This window comes from Xanthomonas arboricola, assembly GCF_003353015.1.
Lineage (GTDB): Bacteria > Pseudomonadota > Gammaproteobacteria > Xanthomonadales > Xanthomonadaceae > Xanthomonas > Xanthomonas arboricola_E.
Window position 1 is genome coordinate 1287612 of sequence record NZ_QREM01000009.1, and the last position, 14697, is coordinate 1302308.

The 14697-nt window shown below is 67.4% G+C and carries 13 protein-coding genes; 4 read left to right on the forward strand and 9 right to left on the reverse strand.

What is annotated here, in order from left to right; all coding sequences use genetic code 11:
- Positions 1 to 27: 27 nt before the first annotated feature.
- From C0541_RS16075 to kdgD, 5 genes are all read right to left on the reverse strand, one after another.
- The gene (locus C0541_RS16075) at positions 28 to 1299 is read right to left on the reverse strand and encodes an OprD family porin (RefSeq protein ID WP_115049847.1); all 1272 of its coding nucleotides are present in this window, start codon (positions 1297 to 1299) and stop codon (positions 28 to 30) included.
- A 76-nt stretch (positions 1300 to 1375) separates the two neighbouring features.
- The gene (gudD, locus tag C0541_RS16080) at positions 1376 to 2731 is read right to left on the reverse strand and encodes a glucarate dehydratase (protein ID WP_115049848.1); all 1356 of its coding nucleotides are present in this window, start codon (positions 2729 to 2731) and stop codon (positions 1376 to 1378) included.
- Positions 2732 to 2750: 19 nt separating this feature from the next.
- Complete coding sequence (locus C0541_RS16085) at positions 2751 to 4145, reverse strand: MFS transporter (protein WP_338016144.1); 1395 nt, start codon at positions 4143 to 4145, stop codon at positions 2751 to 2753.
- Between the two features lie 115 nt (positions 4146 to 4260).
- Positions 4261 to 5841: an aldehyde dehydrogenase (NADP(+)) gene (locus C0541_RS16090; RefSeq protein WP_115049849.1), complete on the reverse strand. Its 1581-nt coding sequence runs from the start codon at positions 5839 to 5841 to the stop codon at positions 4261 to 4263.
- A complete protein-coding gene (kdgD, locus tag C0541_RS16095; protein ID WP_115049850.1) occupies positions 5841 to 6758 on the reverse strand; it encodes a 5-dehydro-4-deoxyglucarate dehydratase in 918 nt (305 codons plus the stop codon). The genes C0541_RS16090 and kdgD overlap by 1 nt, the downstream gene beginning before the upstream one ends.
- A 299-nt stretch (positions 6759 to 7057) precedes the next feature.
- Here kdgD and C0541_RS16100 point away from each other — a divergent pair, with 299 nt between their 5' ends.
- Positions 7058 to 7927, forward strand: coding sequence for a LysR family transcriptional regulator (locus C0541_RS16100; protein WP_115049851.1), 870 nt, complete (start codon positions 7058 to 7060; stop codon positions 7925 to 7927).
- 416 nt (positions 7928 to 8343) lie between these two features.
- Here the strand turns inward: C0541_RS16100 and C0541_RS16105 are convergent, their stop codons facing one another.
- The 4 genes from C0541_RS16105 to C0541_RS16120 all read right to left on the reverse strand — a co-directional run bounded on the left by C0541_RS16105 (position 8344) and on the right by C0541_RS16120 (position 12867).
- The gene (locus C0541_RS16105; RefSeq protein WP_104584756.1) at positions 8344 to 10515 is read right to left on the reverse strand and encodes a RelA/SpoT family protein; all 2172 of its coding nucleotides are present in this window, start codon (positions 10513 to 10515) and stop codon (positions 8344 to 8346) included.
- Positions 10516 to 10642: 127 nt separating this feature from the next.
- Positions 10643 to 10942, reverse strand: a complete 300-nt coding sequence (gene rpoZ / locus C0541_RS16110) for a DNA-directed RNA polymerase subunit omega (RefSeq protein ID WP_002812428.1) — start codon at positions 10940 to 10942, stop codon at positions 10643 to 10645.
- A 301-nt stretch (positions 10943 to 11243) separates the two neighbouring features.
- Positions 11244 to 11855 carry a guanylate kinase gene (gmk, locus tag C0541_RS16115; RefSeq protein WP_005996765.1) on the reverse strand — a complete coding sequence of 204 codons (612 nt, stop codon included), beginning with the start codon at positions 11853 to 11855 and terminating at the stop codon, positions 11244 to 11246.
- Between the two features lie 151 nt (positions 11856 to 12006).
- Positions 12007 to 12867 (reverse strand): YicC/YloC family endoribonuclease, encoded by an 861-nt coding sequence (locus C0541_RS16120; RefSeq protein ID WP_115049852.1) that lies wholly within the window; start codon positions 12865 to 12867, stop codon positions 12007 to 12009.
- Between the two features lie 109 nt (positions 12868 to 12976).
- Here C0541_RS16120 and rph point away from each other — a divergent pair, with 109 nt between their 5' ends.
- The 3 genes from rph to rdgB are packed head-to-tail and all read left to right on the forward strand — an operon-like array spanning position 12977 to position 14687.
- Entirely contained in the window at positions 12977 to 13702 is a 726-nt protein-coding gene (rph, locus tag C0541_RS16125) for a ribonuclease PH (RefSeq protein WP_115049853.1), read from the forward strand.
- Positions 13699 to 14091 (forward strand): VOC family protein, encoded by a 393-nt coding sequence (locus C0541_RS16130; RefSeq protein WP_115049854.1) that lies wholly within the window; start codon positions 13699 to 13701, stop codon positions 14089 to 14091. The genes rph and C0541_RS16130 overlap by 4 nt, the downstream gene beginning before the upstream one ends.
- Complete coding sequence (gene rdgB / locus C0541_RS16135; protein ID WP_161960103.1) at positions 14088 to 14687, forward strand: RdgB/HAM1 family non-canonical purine NTP pyrophosphatase; 600 nt, start codon at positions 14088 to 14090, stop codon at positions 14685 to 14687. Before C0541_RS16130 ends, rdgB begins: the two co-directional genes overlap by 4 nt.
- Positions 14688 to 14697: the final 10 nt, after the last annotated feature.

The window sequence follows — 14697 nt, forward strand, 5'->3', positions numbered from 1 at the left end:
CTTGCAGGGCATTGGGGGTGGAGTGCATTAGCGGTCGGGGCTGTCGAACTGGCGCCGGTACTGCAGGATCAACCGGTTTTCATCGACATTGCGCTGGTAGTTGGAGCGAAAGGTGCCGTTGAACCAGATGATGCTGAGGTGCTTGAAGCGCTCGCCCTGGAATTGATAGGTGGTCAGCACGTCGCGCGCCCACTCGCGGCCTTCGCCGGCATAGGTGGCCGGCCGTGCATCGTCACCGCTGATGTAGCGCGCCATGACGCTGAGGCCGGGGACGCCGATGCTGTCGCCATCGATGCTGTAGCGCAGCTGCCAGCTGCGCTCGCCGCGTTCGAGAAAGTCGTTGATGAAGGTCCAGTTGAAGACGTTGCCATCGGTACCTCCCGGCCAGGGCATCGCGCTGGGCCCGGACAGCTTCTGATAGCCGGCGCCGAATTCATGGCCGCCGCTGCGCCAGGACAGCATGCTGCTGACCATGCGGTTGTCGATCGGGCCGGCGCGCGACTGGCCGACAGCGTCGGTGCGGAAATAGCGCAGATCCACGCGCAGGCGGTCCTTGCCGAACATGTGGGTCTGGATCAGGTTGTAGAGCTGCTGGCGGTAGATGTCCTCCATCAACCCGCCTTGATAACGCAGCTGGGTAGCGCGGGCCAGCGTGTAGGTGGCCGACACCAGATTGAACGCATCCGAATCCGGGGTACCGAGGAAGCGGCGGTTCTTGTTGGTCAGGGTGATCGGCACGCGTGAATCGCCGTCGCGGTACCAGGCGCTGGTGAAGCGGGCCAGCAGCAGGTCGAGCTTCGGGATGTCCTTGGATTCCAGCGTCACGCCCTGAAACGTCTCGGGCATGATGCGGGTGATGCTGGCACGCACCAGCGGCTCGTTGGGAATGAAGCTGCCCCATTTCAATTCTGTCTGCGAGGCGCGCAGCTTGAGCGTGGGCGCCACCCGGACCAGCGCATGCCGGGCGGTGCCGTCGTCGTCGTTGGGCAGCAGGCCGGTGCCGCCTTCGGCGCGTACGCCATCGAGCTTGAAATCGCCGATGCCCATCAGGTCCAGGCCCGCGCCGATCGGACCGCGGGTGTAGCCGCTCCTGGCATCGACCACGAAGCCCTGCGCCCATTCGGCCCGCTTGCCCTGCCCTTCGCCATTGCGGAAGTCGCGGTTGTAGTAGAAGTTCAGCGCGGTGACCTCGGCGGTGGCGCCCTGCCAGAACCCCTCGTCGGGGTGTTGCGCGCGCGCGCGCCCGGCTGCGCCGACCGCCAGCAGCGCGGCGCCGCTGACTGCCATCAGGCGTTTCATTGCTCGGTTCTCCACCTGCGGTGAACGCGCCGCCATGCGCTGCGGCCGGCACTCCGGCAGCAGGCATCGGGACGCCTCAGCGCACCAGGCACGGCCGCTTGTTGTCGAAGGTCCAATTGGGGATCAGCGCCTGCATGGCGGCCGCATCGTCGCGCACGCCCAGGCCCAGGCTCTGGTAGGTGCGATGCGCGGCCTCCAGCGCGTCCATGTCCAGCTCCACGCCCAGCCCTGGCCTGGCCGGCACCTGGATCTGGCCGCCGGCAATCTGCAACGGAGCGCGGGTGAGGCGCTGGCCGTCCTGCCAGATCCAGTGCGTATCGATGGCGGTGATGCGCCCGGGCGCGGCGGCGGCCACATGGGTGAACATGGCCAGTGAAATGTCGAAGTGGTTATTGGAATGCGAGCCCCAGGTCAGGCCCCAGTCGCGGCACAGTTGCGCCACCCGCACCGAGCCCTGCAAGGTCCAGAAATGCGGATCGGCCAGCGGGATGTCCACCGACTGCAACTGGATGGCATGGCCCATCTGGCGCCAGTCGGTGGCGATCATGTTGGTGGCGGTGGGCAGGCCGGTGGCACGACGGAATTCGGCCATGACCTCGCGGCCGGAATAGCCCTGCTCGGCACCGCAAGGGTCCTCGGCATAGGCCAGCACGCCATGCATGTCGCGGCACAGCGCGACGGCCTGCGGCAGCGACCACGCCCCATTGGGATCGAGGGTGATACGCGCCTGCGGAAAGCGCGCGTGCAACGCGTGGATCGCCTCGATCTCGTCCTCGCCGCGCAGCACGCCGCCCTTGAGCTTGAAATCGCGGAAGCCGTACTTCGCATAGGCCGCTTCGGCCAGCTGCACCACCGCCGCAGGCGTCAACGCTTCTTCGTCGCGCAATGCTTCCCACTCATTGCGTGCAGTGCTGCCGTCGCGGTAACTCAGGCCGGTCTTGCGGCGGTCGCCGATGAAGAACAGATAGCCCAGCACGTCCACCGCATCGCGCTGCTGGCCTTCGCCGAGCAGCGCGGCGACCGGCTGGTCCAGGAACTGCCCCAGCAGATCCAGCAGCGCCGCCTCGATGGCGGTCACCGCATGGATGGTGATGCGCAGATCGAAGGTCTGCAGGCCACGCCCGGCGCTGTCGCGGTCGGCAAAGGCGGTGCGCACGTGGTTGAGGATGCGCTGGTAGTCGGCGATGGAGCGGTTGTGGATCAGCGCAGCCGCCTCGTTCAACAAACCGGCGATGGCAGCGCCGCCAGGCACCTCGCCCACGCCGGTGCGTCCGGACGAATCGCGCAACACCAGCACGTTGCGGGTGAAGTACGGCGCATGCGCGCCACTGAGATTGAGCAGCATGCTGTCCTGGCCGGCGACCGGCACCACGCGGATGTCGGTGATGCGCGGCGTGGTGCCGATGTTTGCAGCTGAGGGATGAATGGTCATCAAGAGTCTCCGAAGACGATCAACGCGGTGCGGTGACAGGCGCGGCCGGGCCACCCGGAGGCGCCTTCAGTTCGACGCGCTTGATCTCGCCAACCACGGCCAGATAGGACACCACCGCCAGCAGGGCATTGAGCCCGACGAAGACCAGCGCCCACTCGAAGCTGCCGGTGGTGGAGACGATGTAGCCGATGACGATCGGCGTGGTGATGCCGGCGATGTTGCCGAAGGTGTTGAACAGGCCGCCGGACAGGCCGGCGATTTCCTTGGGCGAGGTATCGGCGACCACCGCCCAGCCCAGAGCGCCGATGCCCTTGCCGAAGAAGGCCAGCGCCATCAGCCCCACCACCATCCATTCGGCCTGCACGTAGTTGCAGCCGATCATCGTCACCGACATCAGCATGCCGACCACGATCGGCGTCTTGCGCGAGACGGTGAGCGAATACCCACGCCGCACCATGCGGTCGGAGAGATAACCACCGAGCACGCCGCCGGCGAAGCCGCACACCGCCGGCAATGAGGCCACGAAGCCGGCTTCCAGGATCGACATGCCGCGTTCCTTCACCAGGTACACCGGGAACCAGGTCAGGAAGAAATAGGTCAGCGTGGTGATGCAGTACTGGCCGATATACACCCCCAGCAGCATGCGGTTGCACAGCAGCTGCTTGGCGTAGTGCCATTGCGCGCCACTGGGCTGGCTGCCTGGCCTGTTGCCCTGCTCCATGTCCACCAGCGCGCCATTGCGCTGGATGTAGTCCAGCTCTTGCGCAGACAGGCGCGGGTGTTCGCGTGGCGCATAGATGGTCTTGCGCCACAGCAGCGCCAGCAGCACACCCAAGCCGCCCATCACCAGGAAGACATGCTCCCACCCCCAGGCATGCACCAGCCAGCCCATCAGCGGCGCAAACGCCACCGTGGCGAAGTACTGCGCGGAGTTGAAGATGGACGCGGCCAGGCCGCGCTCGGCGGTGGGAAACCAGGCCGCGACGATGCGGCTGTTGCCGGGAAACGAGGGTGCTTCGGCAATGCCCACCAGAAAGCGCAGCACGAATAGCGTGGTCACCGCCCAGGCCATCGGCACCCAACCGATGAAGCCCTGCAGCGCGGTGAACAATGACCAGATCAGCAGCGACAGCCCGTACACGCGGCGCGAGCCGAAGCGATCGAGCAACCAGCCGCCGGGAATCTGCCCGGCCACATACGCCCAGCCGAACGCGGAAAAGATGAAACCCATCTGCAGCGCGTCGATGCCCAGTGCATCCTGGACCGCGGAACCGGCAATGGACAGGGTGGCGCGATCGGCATAGTTGATCGTGGTCACCACGAACAACATCAGCAGGATCAGGTAACGCCTGCGCGGAACCGCCGCTGCGCCGATTGCCGTTGAACCGACCGTTTTTGAATCGATAGCCATCATCGTTCCTCACCTATGACGATGGAAGCGCACTGCGCTTCGGTACTTCGAGTGGGCCTGCGATTGGCGTGCCGGACCCTCCTCCGGCACGCCTCAGGCAACGTTGCGAGCGGGGCGGTCAGTCGTGGCCCAGTGCGCCGTCCACGCGCCGCCACAGGCCCAGCGGATTGCCGTGCGCCACGGCCGCCGGCAACAGCGCCGCCGGCACATCCTGGTAGCAGACCGGCCGCAGGAAGCGGTCGATCGCCAGCGTGCCCACCGAGGTGCTGCGGCTGTCGGACGTGGCCGGGAACGGGCCGCCATGCACCATCGCGTGGCAGACCTCCACGCCGGTGGGCCAGTCGTTGACCAGGATGCGGCCGGCCTTGCGCTCCAGCACCGGCAGCAGCGCGGCCGCCAGCGCGGTATCGCCGTCGTCCATGTGCAAGGTGGCGGTGAGCTGGCCCTCCAGCTGTTCGCTCAATGCGCGCACCTGGGTGATGTCCTTGCAACGCACCAGCAGCGACGAGGCGCCGAACACCTCGGCTTGCAGCGCTTCGTCGGCCAGGAAGGCATCGGCATCGGTACCGAACAACGCCGCCGGGCAACGCCCCGTGTCCGCCGCCGCGCCACGCGCCAGCGTGGCCACTCGCGGATGTGCACCCAACCGTTGCACGCCTTGCGCGTACGCCTGGCCGATGCCTGCGCTGAGCATCGGCGCCGGTGAAACGTCCTGCAGCGTTTGCGTTGCGGAGGCGATGAAGGCATCCAGCGCCGGCGAATCGATTGCCAGCAGCAGGCCGGGGTTGGTGCAGAACTGTCCCGCACCCAGGGTGAGTGAGCCGACGAAGGCCTTACCCAGGGCCGCTGCGCGCGCCTGTAACGCCCGCGGCAACAGGTATACCGGGTTGATCGCGCTCATCTCCGCATAGACCGGAATCGGTTCGCGACGTGCGGTGGCGATCTGCACCAGCGCCATGCCGCCGGCACGCGAGCCGGTGAAGCCCACCGCCTTGATGCGCGCATCGGCCACCAGCTGCGCGCCAATCTCGATCCCCGCATCGAACAGCAGCGAGAACACCCCTTCCGGCAGGCCGCACTGCGCCACCGCGGCCTGGATCGCGCGGCCGACCAGCTCGGAAGTGCCTGGATGCGCGCCATGCGCCTTGACCACCACCGGGCAGCCGGCCGCCAGGGCCGAAGCGGTATCGCCGCCGGCCACCGAGAACGCCAGCGGAAAGTTGCTGGCGCCGAACACCGCCACCGGCCCCAGCGCGATATGGCGCTGGCGCAGGTCCGCGCGCGGCAACGGCGTGCGCTGCGGCATGGCGGGGTCGATGCGGGCCTGCAGCCAGCTGCCTTCGCGCACCACGTTGGCAAATAACCGCAACTGCCCAACGGTGCGTCCGCGTTCACCTTCCAGGCGTGCGCGTGGCAGGCCGCTTTCGCGCATCGCGCGTTCGATCAGCGTATCGCCCAGCGCCAGGATCTGCTCGGCGATGGTCTCCAGAAAGCCGGCGCGCGCTTCCAGCGATGTGTCGCGATAGATATCGAGGGCCGCGTGCGCCAGCGCACAGGCCTGTTCCAGGTCCTGCACGCTTGCCGAGCCGAACGCTGGCTGCAACGACGCGCCGCTGGCCGCATCCACGCCATGGAATGGCGCACCGGTGCCTTGCACACAGCGCTGTCCGATCAGCGATTCACCCTGGATGGCATGCATCAGCCGCGCCCTCCGATCAGTTGCTTGAGGTGCGCAAATTCGGCCTCGGTCAGGTCGGCCAAGGGCGAGCGCACCGGCCCGGCCGGGCGGCCCACCGCGCGCATGCCGGCCTTGACGATGGACACCGCATAGCCGGCGCGCCGGTTGCGCAACACCGTGTACGGCAGTACGAAGTCGTTGAGCTCGCGGTAGATGGTGGCGTGGTCGCGGGCGCGCACTGCGGCATAGAACGCCAGCGCCCATTCGGGGAGGAAGTTGAAGATGGCCGACGAATAGGTGGTGACGCCCATTTCCAGATACGGCAGTGCAAAGGTTTCGGCGGTGGGCAGGCCGCCCACGTACAGCAGCCGGTCGCCCAGCCGTGCGTAGATGCGGGTCATGCGATCCACGTCGCCGATGCCGTCCTTGTAGCCCACCAGGTTGGGGCAGCGTTCGGCCACGCGCGCCAGGGTCACATCGTCGAGCCTGGCGTTGGCGCGGCCATAGACGATCACGCCCAGTGAGGTCGCCTTGCAGACGCGTTCGACATGCTCGGCCACGCCGTCGGCATCGCACTCGGTCAGGTATGGCGGAAACAGCAGGATGCCGTCGGCGTCGCTGCGTTCGGCCGCCTGCGCCATTTCGATCGCGATCGCGGTGCCGTAGCCGGCCGGCGCGATCACCGGCATGCGCCCGGCGGTCTGGGTCACCGCGGCACGCACGGCGCGGTTGACCTCGTCCAGGGTCAGCGAAAACAGCTCGCCGGTCCCGCCTGCGGCGAACAGGCCGGCCGCCGGGTGGGAGGACAGCCAGTCCAGGTTGGCGCGATAGGCCGGCTCGTCAAACGCCAGATCGGCATCGAAATGGGTGACCGGAAACGACAGCAACCCGGCGCCAAGCGCCTGGGCCATTTCGGACGGGGTATATCTGCTGCTCATCGGACAAACGCTCCTAGGCGGGGATGGGCTGATCCTAGGAACGCAGATCATTGCTGGTCCAAACCAAATTACGTATTGTTTGATATGCAAATTGAATCAATCGCGCCATGGATGGTGCGAAAGTGCCGCAAATCGCTGCTTTGCAACGATTTTTCGTGGGCGTCATCGCGGCGGATGCTCGCGTTCGTTGCGGCCGCCCGCGGCGCCCGTGCCGTATTTATCCCGGCCCTGCGCGTCGCGATGTTGCACGTGCAGCATCGAACTCGCCCCAACTCCCCCACCCAACAGGGACTGCCACCATGTTCGACCTGCCCCAGTTGCGCTGCTTCGTCGCGGTGGCCGACGAACTGCACTTCCGTCGCGCGGCCGAGCGCCTGAACATGACCCAGCCGCCATTGAGCCGCCAGATCCAGCTGCTGGAGCACAGCGTCGGTACCGCATTGCTCGAGCGCAACAGCCGGCATGTGCGGCTGACCCAGGCCGGGCGCAGCCTGCTGGCCGAAGCGCGCGCGATCCTGCGCATGGCCGAGAACGCCGGCCTGCGCGCACGCCGGATCGGCACCGGCGATGCCGGCAGCGTATCGGTGGGCTTCACCGCTGGCGCCAGCTACCGCTTCCTGCCCGAAGCCATCGCGCGCTGGCGCAGGCAGGCACCGGATGTGGACCTGCAGCTCAAGGAAATGGTCAGCCTGGCGCAGCTGGATGCGCTGGACGCGGGGCGGCTGGACATCGGCCTGCTACGCCCGCCGATCAAGCGCCCCAGCCTGCACAGTCGTTGCGTGGCGCGCGAGCCGTTGATCGCCGCGCTGCCCGAGGACTCGCCGCTGGCACAGCGGAGCAGCTTGTGCCTGCAGGACTTCGATGGGCAGCCGCTGGTCAACTACGCCCCGGACGAGGCGCGCTACTTCTACGACCTGCTGGCGCAGCTGTTCGGCAGCCGCGGCATCGCGCCACGCTCGGTGCAATACGTCAGCCAGATCCACTCGGTGCTGGCGCTGGTGCGCGGCGGCATGGGCATGGCGCTGGTACCCGAGGGGGCCAGCGGCCTGCGCTATGCCGGCATCGTGTACCTGCCGCTGCGCGATGAGGCGCCTGCCACGCCGGTGGAATTGCATCTGGTATGGAAGCAGGACAACGACAATCCGGCGCTGCGCCGATTGATTGCCTGAGCACGGCGAGCCCGCGCCTGCGCGATTCAAGCAGGACTGCTCGCCGCAGTCACACAGCAACACCTGCTCCAAGAGCTTGGGCATCGAGGTTGGCCGACGCGCGCACGCCGGAGTGTCCTGAGGGCGGGTGCGGTGCATGCCTTCCACGTCCAACGAACACCGCGCAGCGCCGTCACAGCGGGCATGACATGCCGAGCGCAGACATCGCATCGAACAACCGCCAGGCACACGCAGTCCCCGCCGCCGCGAGCAAGCAGCGCTTCCGCCGCGGCGCCTGCAGTAACTCACGATGCCAGCACTGCGCTGCATCAACCGTTTCACCCGCCCTGCAGGGCGCTACGCCGCAGAGATAAAAGCGCAGCGCCTTCGCCGCGAACCGATCCGGGAGGCCGGCCCCCGGGCACGCCCCTGGACGCCTACTGCCGCCCTACGCTCTGCACCACATGCAGCCGCCGCAGCCGGCGCATCACCTCGGCCAGATGGCGGCGGTCGCGCACCTGGATGTTGAAGCGCAGCACCGCGGCGTTGAAGTCGCGGTCCAGGTAATCCACCCGCTCGATATTGGACTGGCTTTGCGCGATCGCCGCGGCCAGCTGGGCCAGCACGCCGGTGCGGTTTTCCACCTCGACGATCAGGGCGGTGTCGTAGTCGCCACTGACGCTGGAATCCCAGTCGATCGGCACCCAGCGCTCGGGCGACTTGCGCAGCTCGGCCAGGTTCGGGCAATCCAGGCGGTGCACCACGATGCCCTTGCCGGCGGTGTGGTAGCCCATGATCTCGTCGCCGGGGATCGGCTGGCAACAGTTGGCGAAGCTGATCACGCCACGCTCGCTGCCGTCGATGAGGATCTTTTCGTGCGAATGCTTGGAGTGGCCGCCACCGCGCAATTCGGCGTAGGCCATCAGCGCCTGCGCGGCCTGGGTCGGCATCCAGTTGCCCAGCGCCACATCGGCCAGCAGCGCTTCCAGGCGTGGATAGCGATGCTCGGTGAGGAAGGCATCCAGGCGTCCCTTGGGCAAGCGTTCCAGCGAGCTGTCCATCGCTTCCAGCGCGCGATCGAGCATGCGGTGGCCGAGCTGCACGGCATCTTCGTGTTCGAGCTGCTTGAGCTGGTGGCGGATCGCGGTACGCGCCTTGCTGCTGACCACGAACTCCAGCCACTGCGGCTTGGGCGTGGCCGAGCGCGCGGTGATGATCTCCACCGCCTGGCCGCTGACCAGCTTGGTGCGCAGCGGCACCAGTTTCTTGTCCACCCGCGAGGCGACCGCGCGGTTGCCCACGTCGGTGTGCACCGCATAGGCGAAATCCAGCGCGGTGGAGTTGCGCGGCAGCGCCAGGATCTTGCCCTTGGGCGTGAACAGGTAAACCTCGTCCGGGAACAGGTCGACCTTGACGTTGTCCAGGAACTCCAGCGACGAGCCCGCCGCGCGCTGCGAATCGATCAGCTCCACGATCCAGTCGTGCGCACGGCTCTGCGCGCTGTTGGGCGAGGCCGAGCCGACCTTGTAGGTCCAGTGCGCGGCCACGCCGCGTTCGGCGATCAGGTCCATCTCCTCGGTGCGGATCTGCACCTCGATCGGCGAGCCGTACGGGCCGAACAACACGGTGTGCAGCGACTGGTAGCCGTTGGCCTTGGGAATGGCGATGAAATCGCGGAAGCGCCCGTCCAGCGGCTTGAAGGTGGCATGCACCGCACCGAGGGCGTGATAGCAGTCGGCCACCGAGCGCACCACCAGGCGGAAGCCGAACACGTCCATCACCTGGTCGAAGGACTTGTTCTCCTCGTGCATCTTCGAATAGATGCTCCAGGGCGTCTTGATGCGGCTGACCAGGCGATGTTCCAGCCCTTCCTTGGCCAGCCGCTGCGACAGCTGCACTTCCACCTGCGCCATCGATTCGCGCCGCACCACCGGCTGGCTGCGGATATGTTTTTCGATGATGGCGTGACGCCACGGATACAGCGCGCGGAAGCCCAGGTTCTGCAGCTCGGACTTGATCAGGCTCATGCCCAGGCGCTGGGCGATCGGCGCGTAGATCTCCAGCGTTTCGCGCGCGATGCGGCCGCGCGCTTCGCTGCTCTGCGCGCCCAGGGTGCGCATGTTGTGCAGGCGGTCGGCCAGCTTGATCATGATCACGCGCAGGTCGCGCGACATCGCCAGCAGCATCTTGCGGAAGCTTTCCGCCGCCGCTTCCTGGCGGTCGCGGAACTTGAGCTTGTCCAGCTTGGTGACGCCATCGACCAGCTCGGCCACCGCCTCGCCGAATTCCGAGGCCAGTTCCTCGCGGGTCAGCGGGGTGTCTTCGATGGTGTCGTGCAGGATCGCGGCGATCAGCGATTCCATGTCCAGGCCGAGCTCGGCGAGCACGCCGGCCACCGCGACCGGATGGGTGATGTAGGGCTCGCCCGACTTGCGGGTCTGGCCGGCATGCGCACTGGCGCCCACTTCCCAGGCGCGGCGCAGGATCGGCAGCTGCTCCTTGGGAAGGTAGCTGGCCGCGCGTTCGAGATGCAGGACGTAGTCGGGGATGGCCTGGTCGGAAGACGGGGACGTCACGACGGTCGCCTGGGCAGTGGGGCCTGGGTTCATGCCGGAAGACTATGCCAGCAACGCAGTCACGGCAAACGTTTGCACACTGCGCGCGGCCACGCGGGCCTGAAACGAAAACAGCCCGCACGCGGCGGGCTGTCCAGATCGATCGCCGCGATGCGGACGATCAATCGTCGTTCTTGGACATGTCTTCGTCGGCGACGACTTCGGCAGCAGCCCATTCCAGCGCTTCGCGCTCGGCACGCTCGCGCTCGGCCTTCTCCACTTCGTCGATCAGTGCGTTATCGATCCGGCGTGCGGCGATCTCGCGCAGGGCCATCACGGTGGGCTTGTCGCTGGCGTCGGCATTTTCAATCAGCGGCTGCACGCCGTTGGCGAGCTGACGGGCGCGCTTGGAGGCCATCATGACCAGCTCGAAACGGTTGTTCACGACTTCCAGGCAATCTTCTACGGTAATGCGGGCCATGCGGGCTCCCGGCGACCAGCAACGGCCGCGCATCTGAATGAGGGAAAGGGGGCGGAGTGTACGCCTGCGCGCCTGGGCGGGCAACCGGCGGTCATTCAGTTTGCTTTGGAATCAGTCACTTGGACCAGATCGATCAAGCCACATCGCTGCCCTGGTGCGCAGAACGGCCCCGCACGCCTGGCCGGCCGCCTGCCTGCCTGCGAACCACGGCGACGTGCCGGCCGAATGCCGATGTCCAGCTGCAGCGTCGTCGCTACGGTGGCATCGCCACTCGCCGCTCCCGCCCTGGCGCACCCGCAAATCAGTCCAGCAACGCCTGGATCAGGCCGGCATGCCGTTGCTGCTGCGCCTGCCGGCGCAGCCGGCTGGCGGTGAAGATGGCGCACATCTCCGAGACCGCGGTGTCGAAGGTTTCGTTGATGATGACGTAGTCGAATTCCTCGAAGTGCAGCATCTCTTCGCGGGCGGCAGCCAGGCGTTGCGCCATCACGTCCTCGCTGTCCTGGCCGCGCTTGCGCATGCGCTCGTCCAGCGCCTGCCGCGACGGCGGCAGGATGAACACGCTGACTGCGTCGGGCACCTTCTGGCGCACCTGGCGCGCGCCCTGCCAGTCGATCTCCAGCAGCACGTCGTGCCCGGCGGCCAGCTGCGGCTCCACCGATTGGCGCGCGGTGCCCTTCCAGTCGCCGTGCACCAGCGCATATTCGAAGAAGTCGCCCGCCTCGATCATGCCCTGGAACTCGTCGGCGGAGACGAAATGGTAGTGCTCGGCATGCCGCTCGCCCGGCCGCGGCGCGCGCGAGGTGAACGAGATCGACAAGGCGATCTTGGGATCACGCGCCAGGGTGGCGTTGACGATGCTGCTCTTGCCGGCGCCGGAAGGGGCCGCAACGATATAGAGAGTGCCGCGCATAGGGTCAGGGATTCGGGCTTGGGGAGTCGGGATTCGCAAACGGGCTGCGGACCGGTACCACCGGGGTCGATATGCTACCGGTATTGGCCGCGCCCCGCTGAAACCCGGGACGGCCGTCGACCAATCCCGAATCCCCAATCACCACTCCCGGCTATTCGATGTTCTGCACCTGCTCGCGGATCTGGTCGATCAGCACCTTCAGATCCACGGCGGCGTTGGAGGTGCGGCTGTCCACCGACTTGGAGCCGAGCGTATTGGCTTCGCGGTTGAATTCCTGCAGCAGGAAATCCAGGCGGCGGCCGACCGGCTCGCGCTGCCGGAGCACGCGGCGGATCTCGGCGATGTGGCTGGACAGGCGGTCGAGCTCTTCGTCCACGTCCAGCTTCTGCAGCCACAGCACCAGTTCCTGTTCGGCGCGGCCCGGGTCCACCGGATGCGGCAGATCGGCCAGGCGTGCGGCCAGCTTGGCGCGCTGACCTTCGCGGATGACCGGAATCAGCGTGCGCACCTCGGCGGCGATGCGTTCGATCGCATCGACCCGTTCGCTGATCGCGTCGGCCAGCTTGCCGCCTTCGCGCTCGCGCGCGGTGACGAAACTGTCCACCACCTCGTCCAGCAATGCCAGGGCCTGGGCCTGCAAGGCCGGTGCGTCCACGTCCTGCACCTGCAGCACCCCGGGCAGCTGCAGCAGATCGGTGAAACCCACCTGCAGCTTGGGAAACATGCCGTCAAGGCGCGTGGCCAGGGCGCCCAGTTCCTGCAGCAGCGATTCGTTCACGGCCAGGGTCTGCGCGTTGTCCGGCGCGCGCAGGCGCAGCGCCAGATCCAGCTTGCCGCGGCTGTTTTTCGCCGCCACGCGCTCGCGCAGCAGCGGCTCCAGCGCACGCAGTTCTTCGGGCAGGCGCACGCCCACTTCCAGAAACCGATGGTTGACCGAGCGCAGCTCGCAACCGAGCGTGCCCCAGGGCGTGATGCGTTCGCCACCCGCAAACGCGGTCATGCTTCGAATCATCGTCAGTCCCGTACCTTCAAAGCGCGAATGGTACCCTAGCGGCCCGCGCCGGCTGACCGCCCCGCCACGCGCCGCCCCAGACCCACCTCCCGACTTCCGGACCCATCGCATGACCTTTTCCCGTCCCAGCGGCCGCACGGCCGACCAGCTGCGCCCGGTGCGCATCGAACGCGCCTTCACCCGTCACGCCGAAGGCTCGGTGCTGGTCAGCTTCGGCGATACCCGCGTGCTGTGCACCGCCAGCGTGGAAAACCGCGTGCCCGGGTTCCTGCGCGGCAAGGGCGAAGGCTGGGTGACCGCCGAGTACGGCATGCTGCCGCGCTCCACCCACACCCGCTCCGATCGCGAAGCCGCGCGCGGCAAGCAGGGCGGGCGTACGCTGGAAATCCAGCGCCTGATCGGCCGCGCGCTGCGCGCCTGCGTGGATCGCAATGCCCTGGGCGAACGCACCATCACCCTGGACTGCGACGTGCTGCAGGCCGATGGCGGCACCCGCACCGCCGCGATCACCGGCGCCTACGTGGCGCTGGCCGATGCGGTGAACCTGCTGCTCAAGCGCGGCGACATCAAGAAGCACCCGCTGATCGGCGCGGTGGCCGCGGTGTCGGTGGGCATCTATCGTGGCGAGCCGGTGCTGGATCTGGACTACCCCGAAGACAGCGACTGCGACACCGACATGAATGTGGTGATGAACGACGGCGGCGGCTTCATCGAGCTGCAGGGCACCGCCGAAGGCCACGCCTTCCGCCGCGACGAACTCAACGCGCTGCTCGCCCTCGCCGAACAAGGCATGCGCGAGCTGTTCGCCCTGCAACGCGCTGCGCTGGCCGGATGAGCCGACGCATTGCCCTGACCACCTTGCTGGTCGCCGACTACGATGCGGCGATCGCCTGGTACACCGGCGCGCTGGGGTTCCAGGTGCTGCAGGACCTCCCGCTGGACGATGGCAAGCGCTGGGTGGTGATCGGCCCGGGCGGCGCACAGGAGGCCGCGCTACTGCTCGCGCAGCCGGGCGACGACGCCCAGCGCGCGCGCATCGGCGACCAGACCGGTGGGCGGGTGGATCATTTTCTCTACACCGACGACTTCTGGCGCGACCACGCGGCCATGCAGGCGTTCGGCGTGCAATTCCTGGAAACCCCGCGCGAGGAACCGTACGGCACGGTCGTGGTGTTCCGCGACCTGTACGGCACCAAGTGGGACCTGCTGGAGCCCAAGCAATGAAACACCTGGTCCTGGCCAGCGGCAACGCCGGCAAGCTGGAAGAACTGCGTGCCATGCTCGCCGACCTGCCGCTGCGCATCGTGGCGCAAGGCGAGCTCGGCGTGGAAGACGTGCCGGAAACCGGCCTGACCTTCGTCGAGAACGCCTTGATCAAGGCGCGCCATGCCAGCGCGGTCACCGGCCTGCCGGCCCTGGCCGACGACTCCGGCCTGATCGTCGATGCGCTTGGCGGCGCACCCGGCCTGTACAGCGCGCGCTACGCCGGCAGCCCGACCGATGCACAGGCCAACAACGCCAAGTTGCTCGATGCCCTGCGTGAGGTGCCGGCCGAGCGCCGCAGCGCGCGGTTCTACGCGGTGATCGTGCTGCTGCGTCACCCGGAAGATCCGCAGCCGTTGATCGCCGAAGGCAGCTGGGAAGGCGTGATCACCACCGCGCCGCGCGGCACCGGCGGCTTTGGCTACAACCCGGTGTTCCTGGATCCGGTGCATGGCCTGACCGCTGCGGAAATGGATACCGCGTTGAAGAACCGGCTGAGTCACCGTGCGGTGGCATTGGCCACGTTGCAGCACAAGCTGCACGCCCTGTCGCTGTGAACGATGGCCT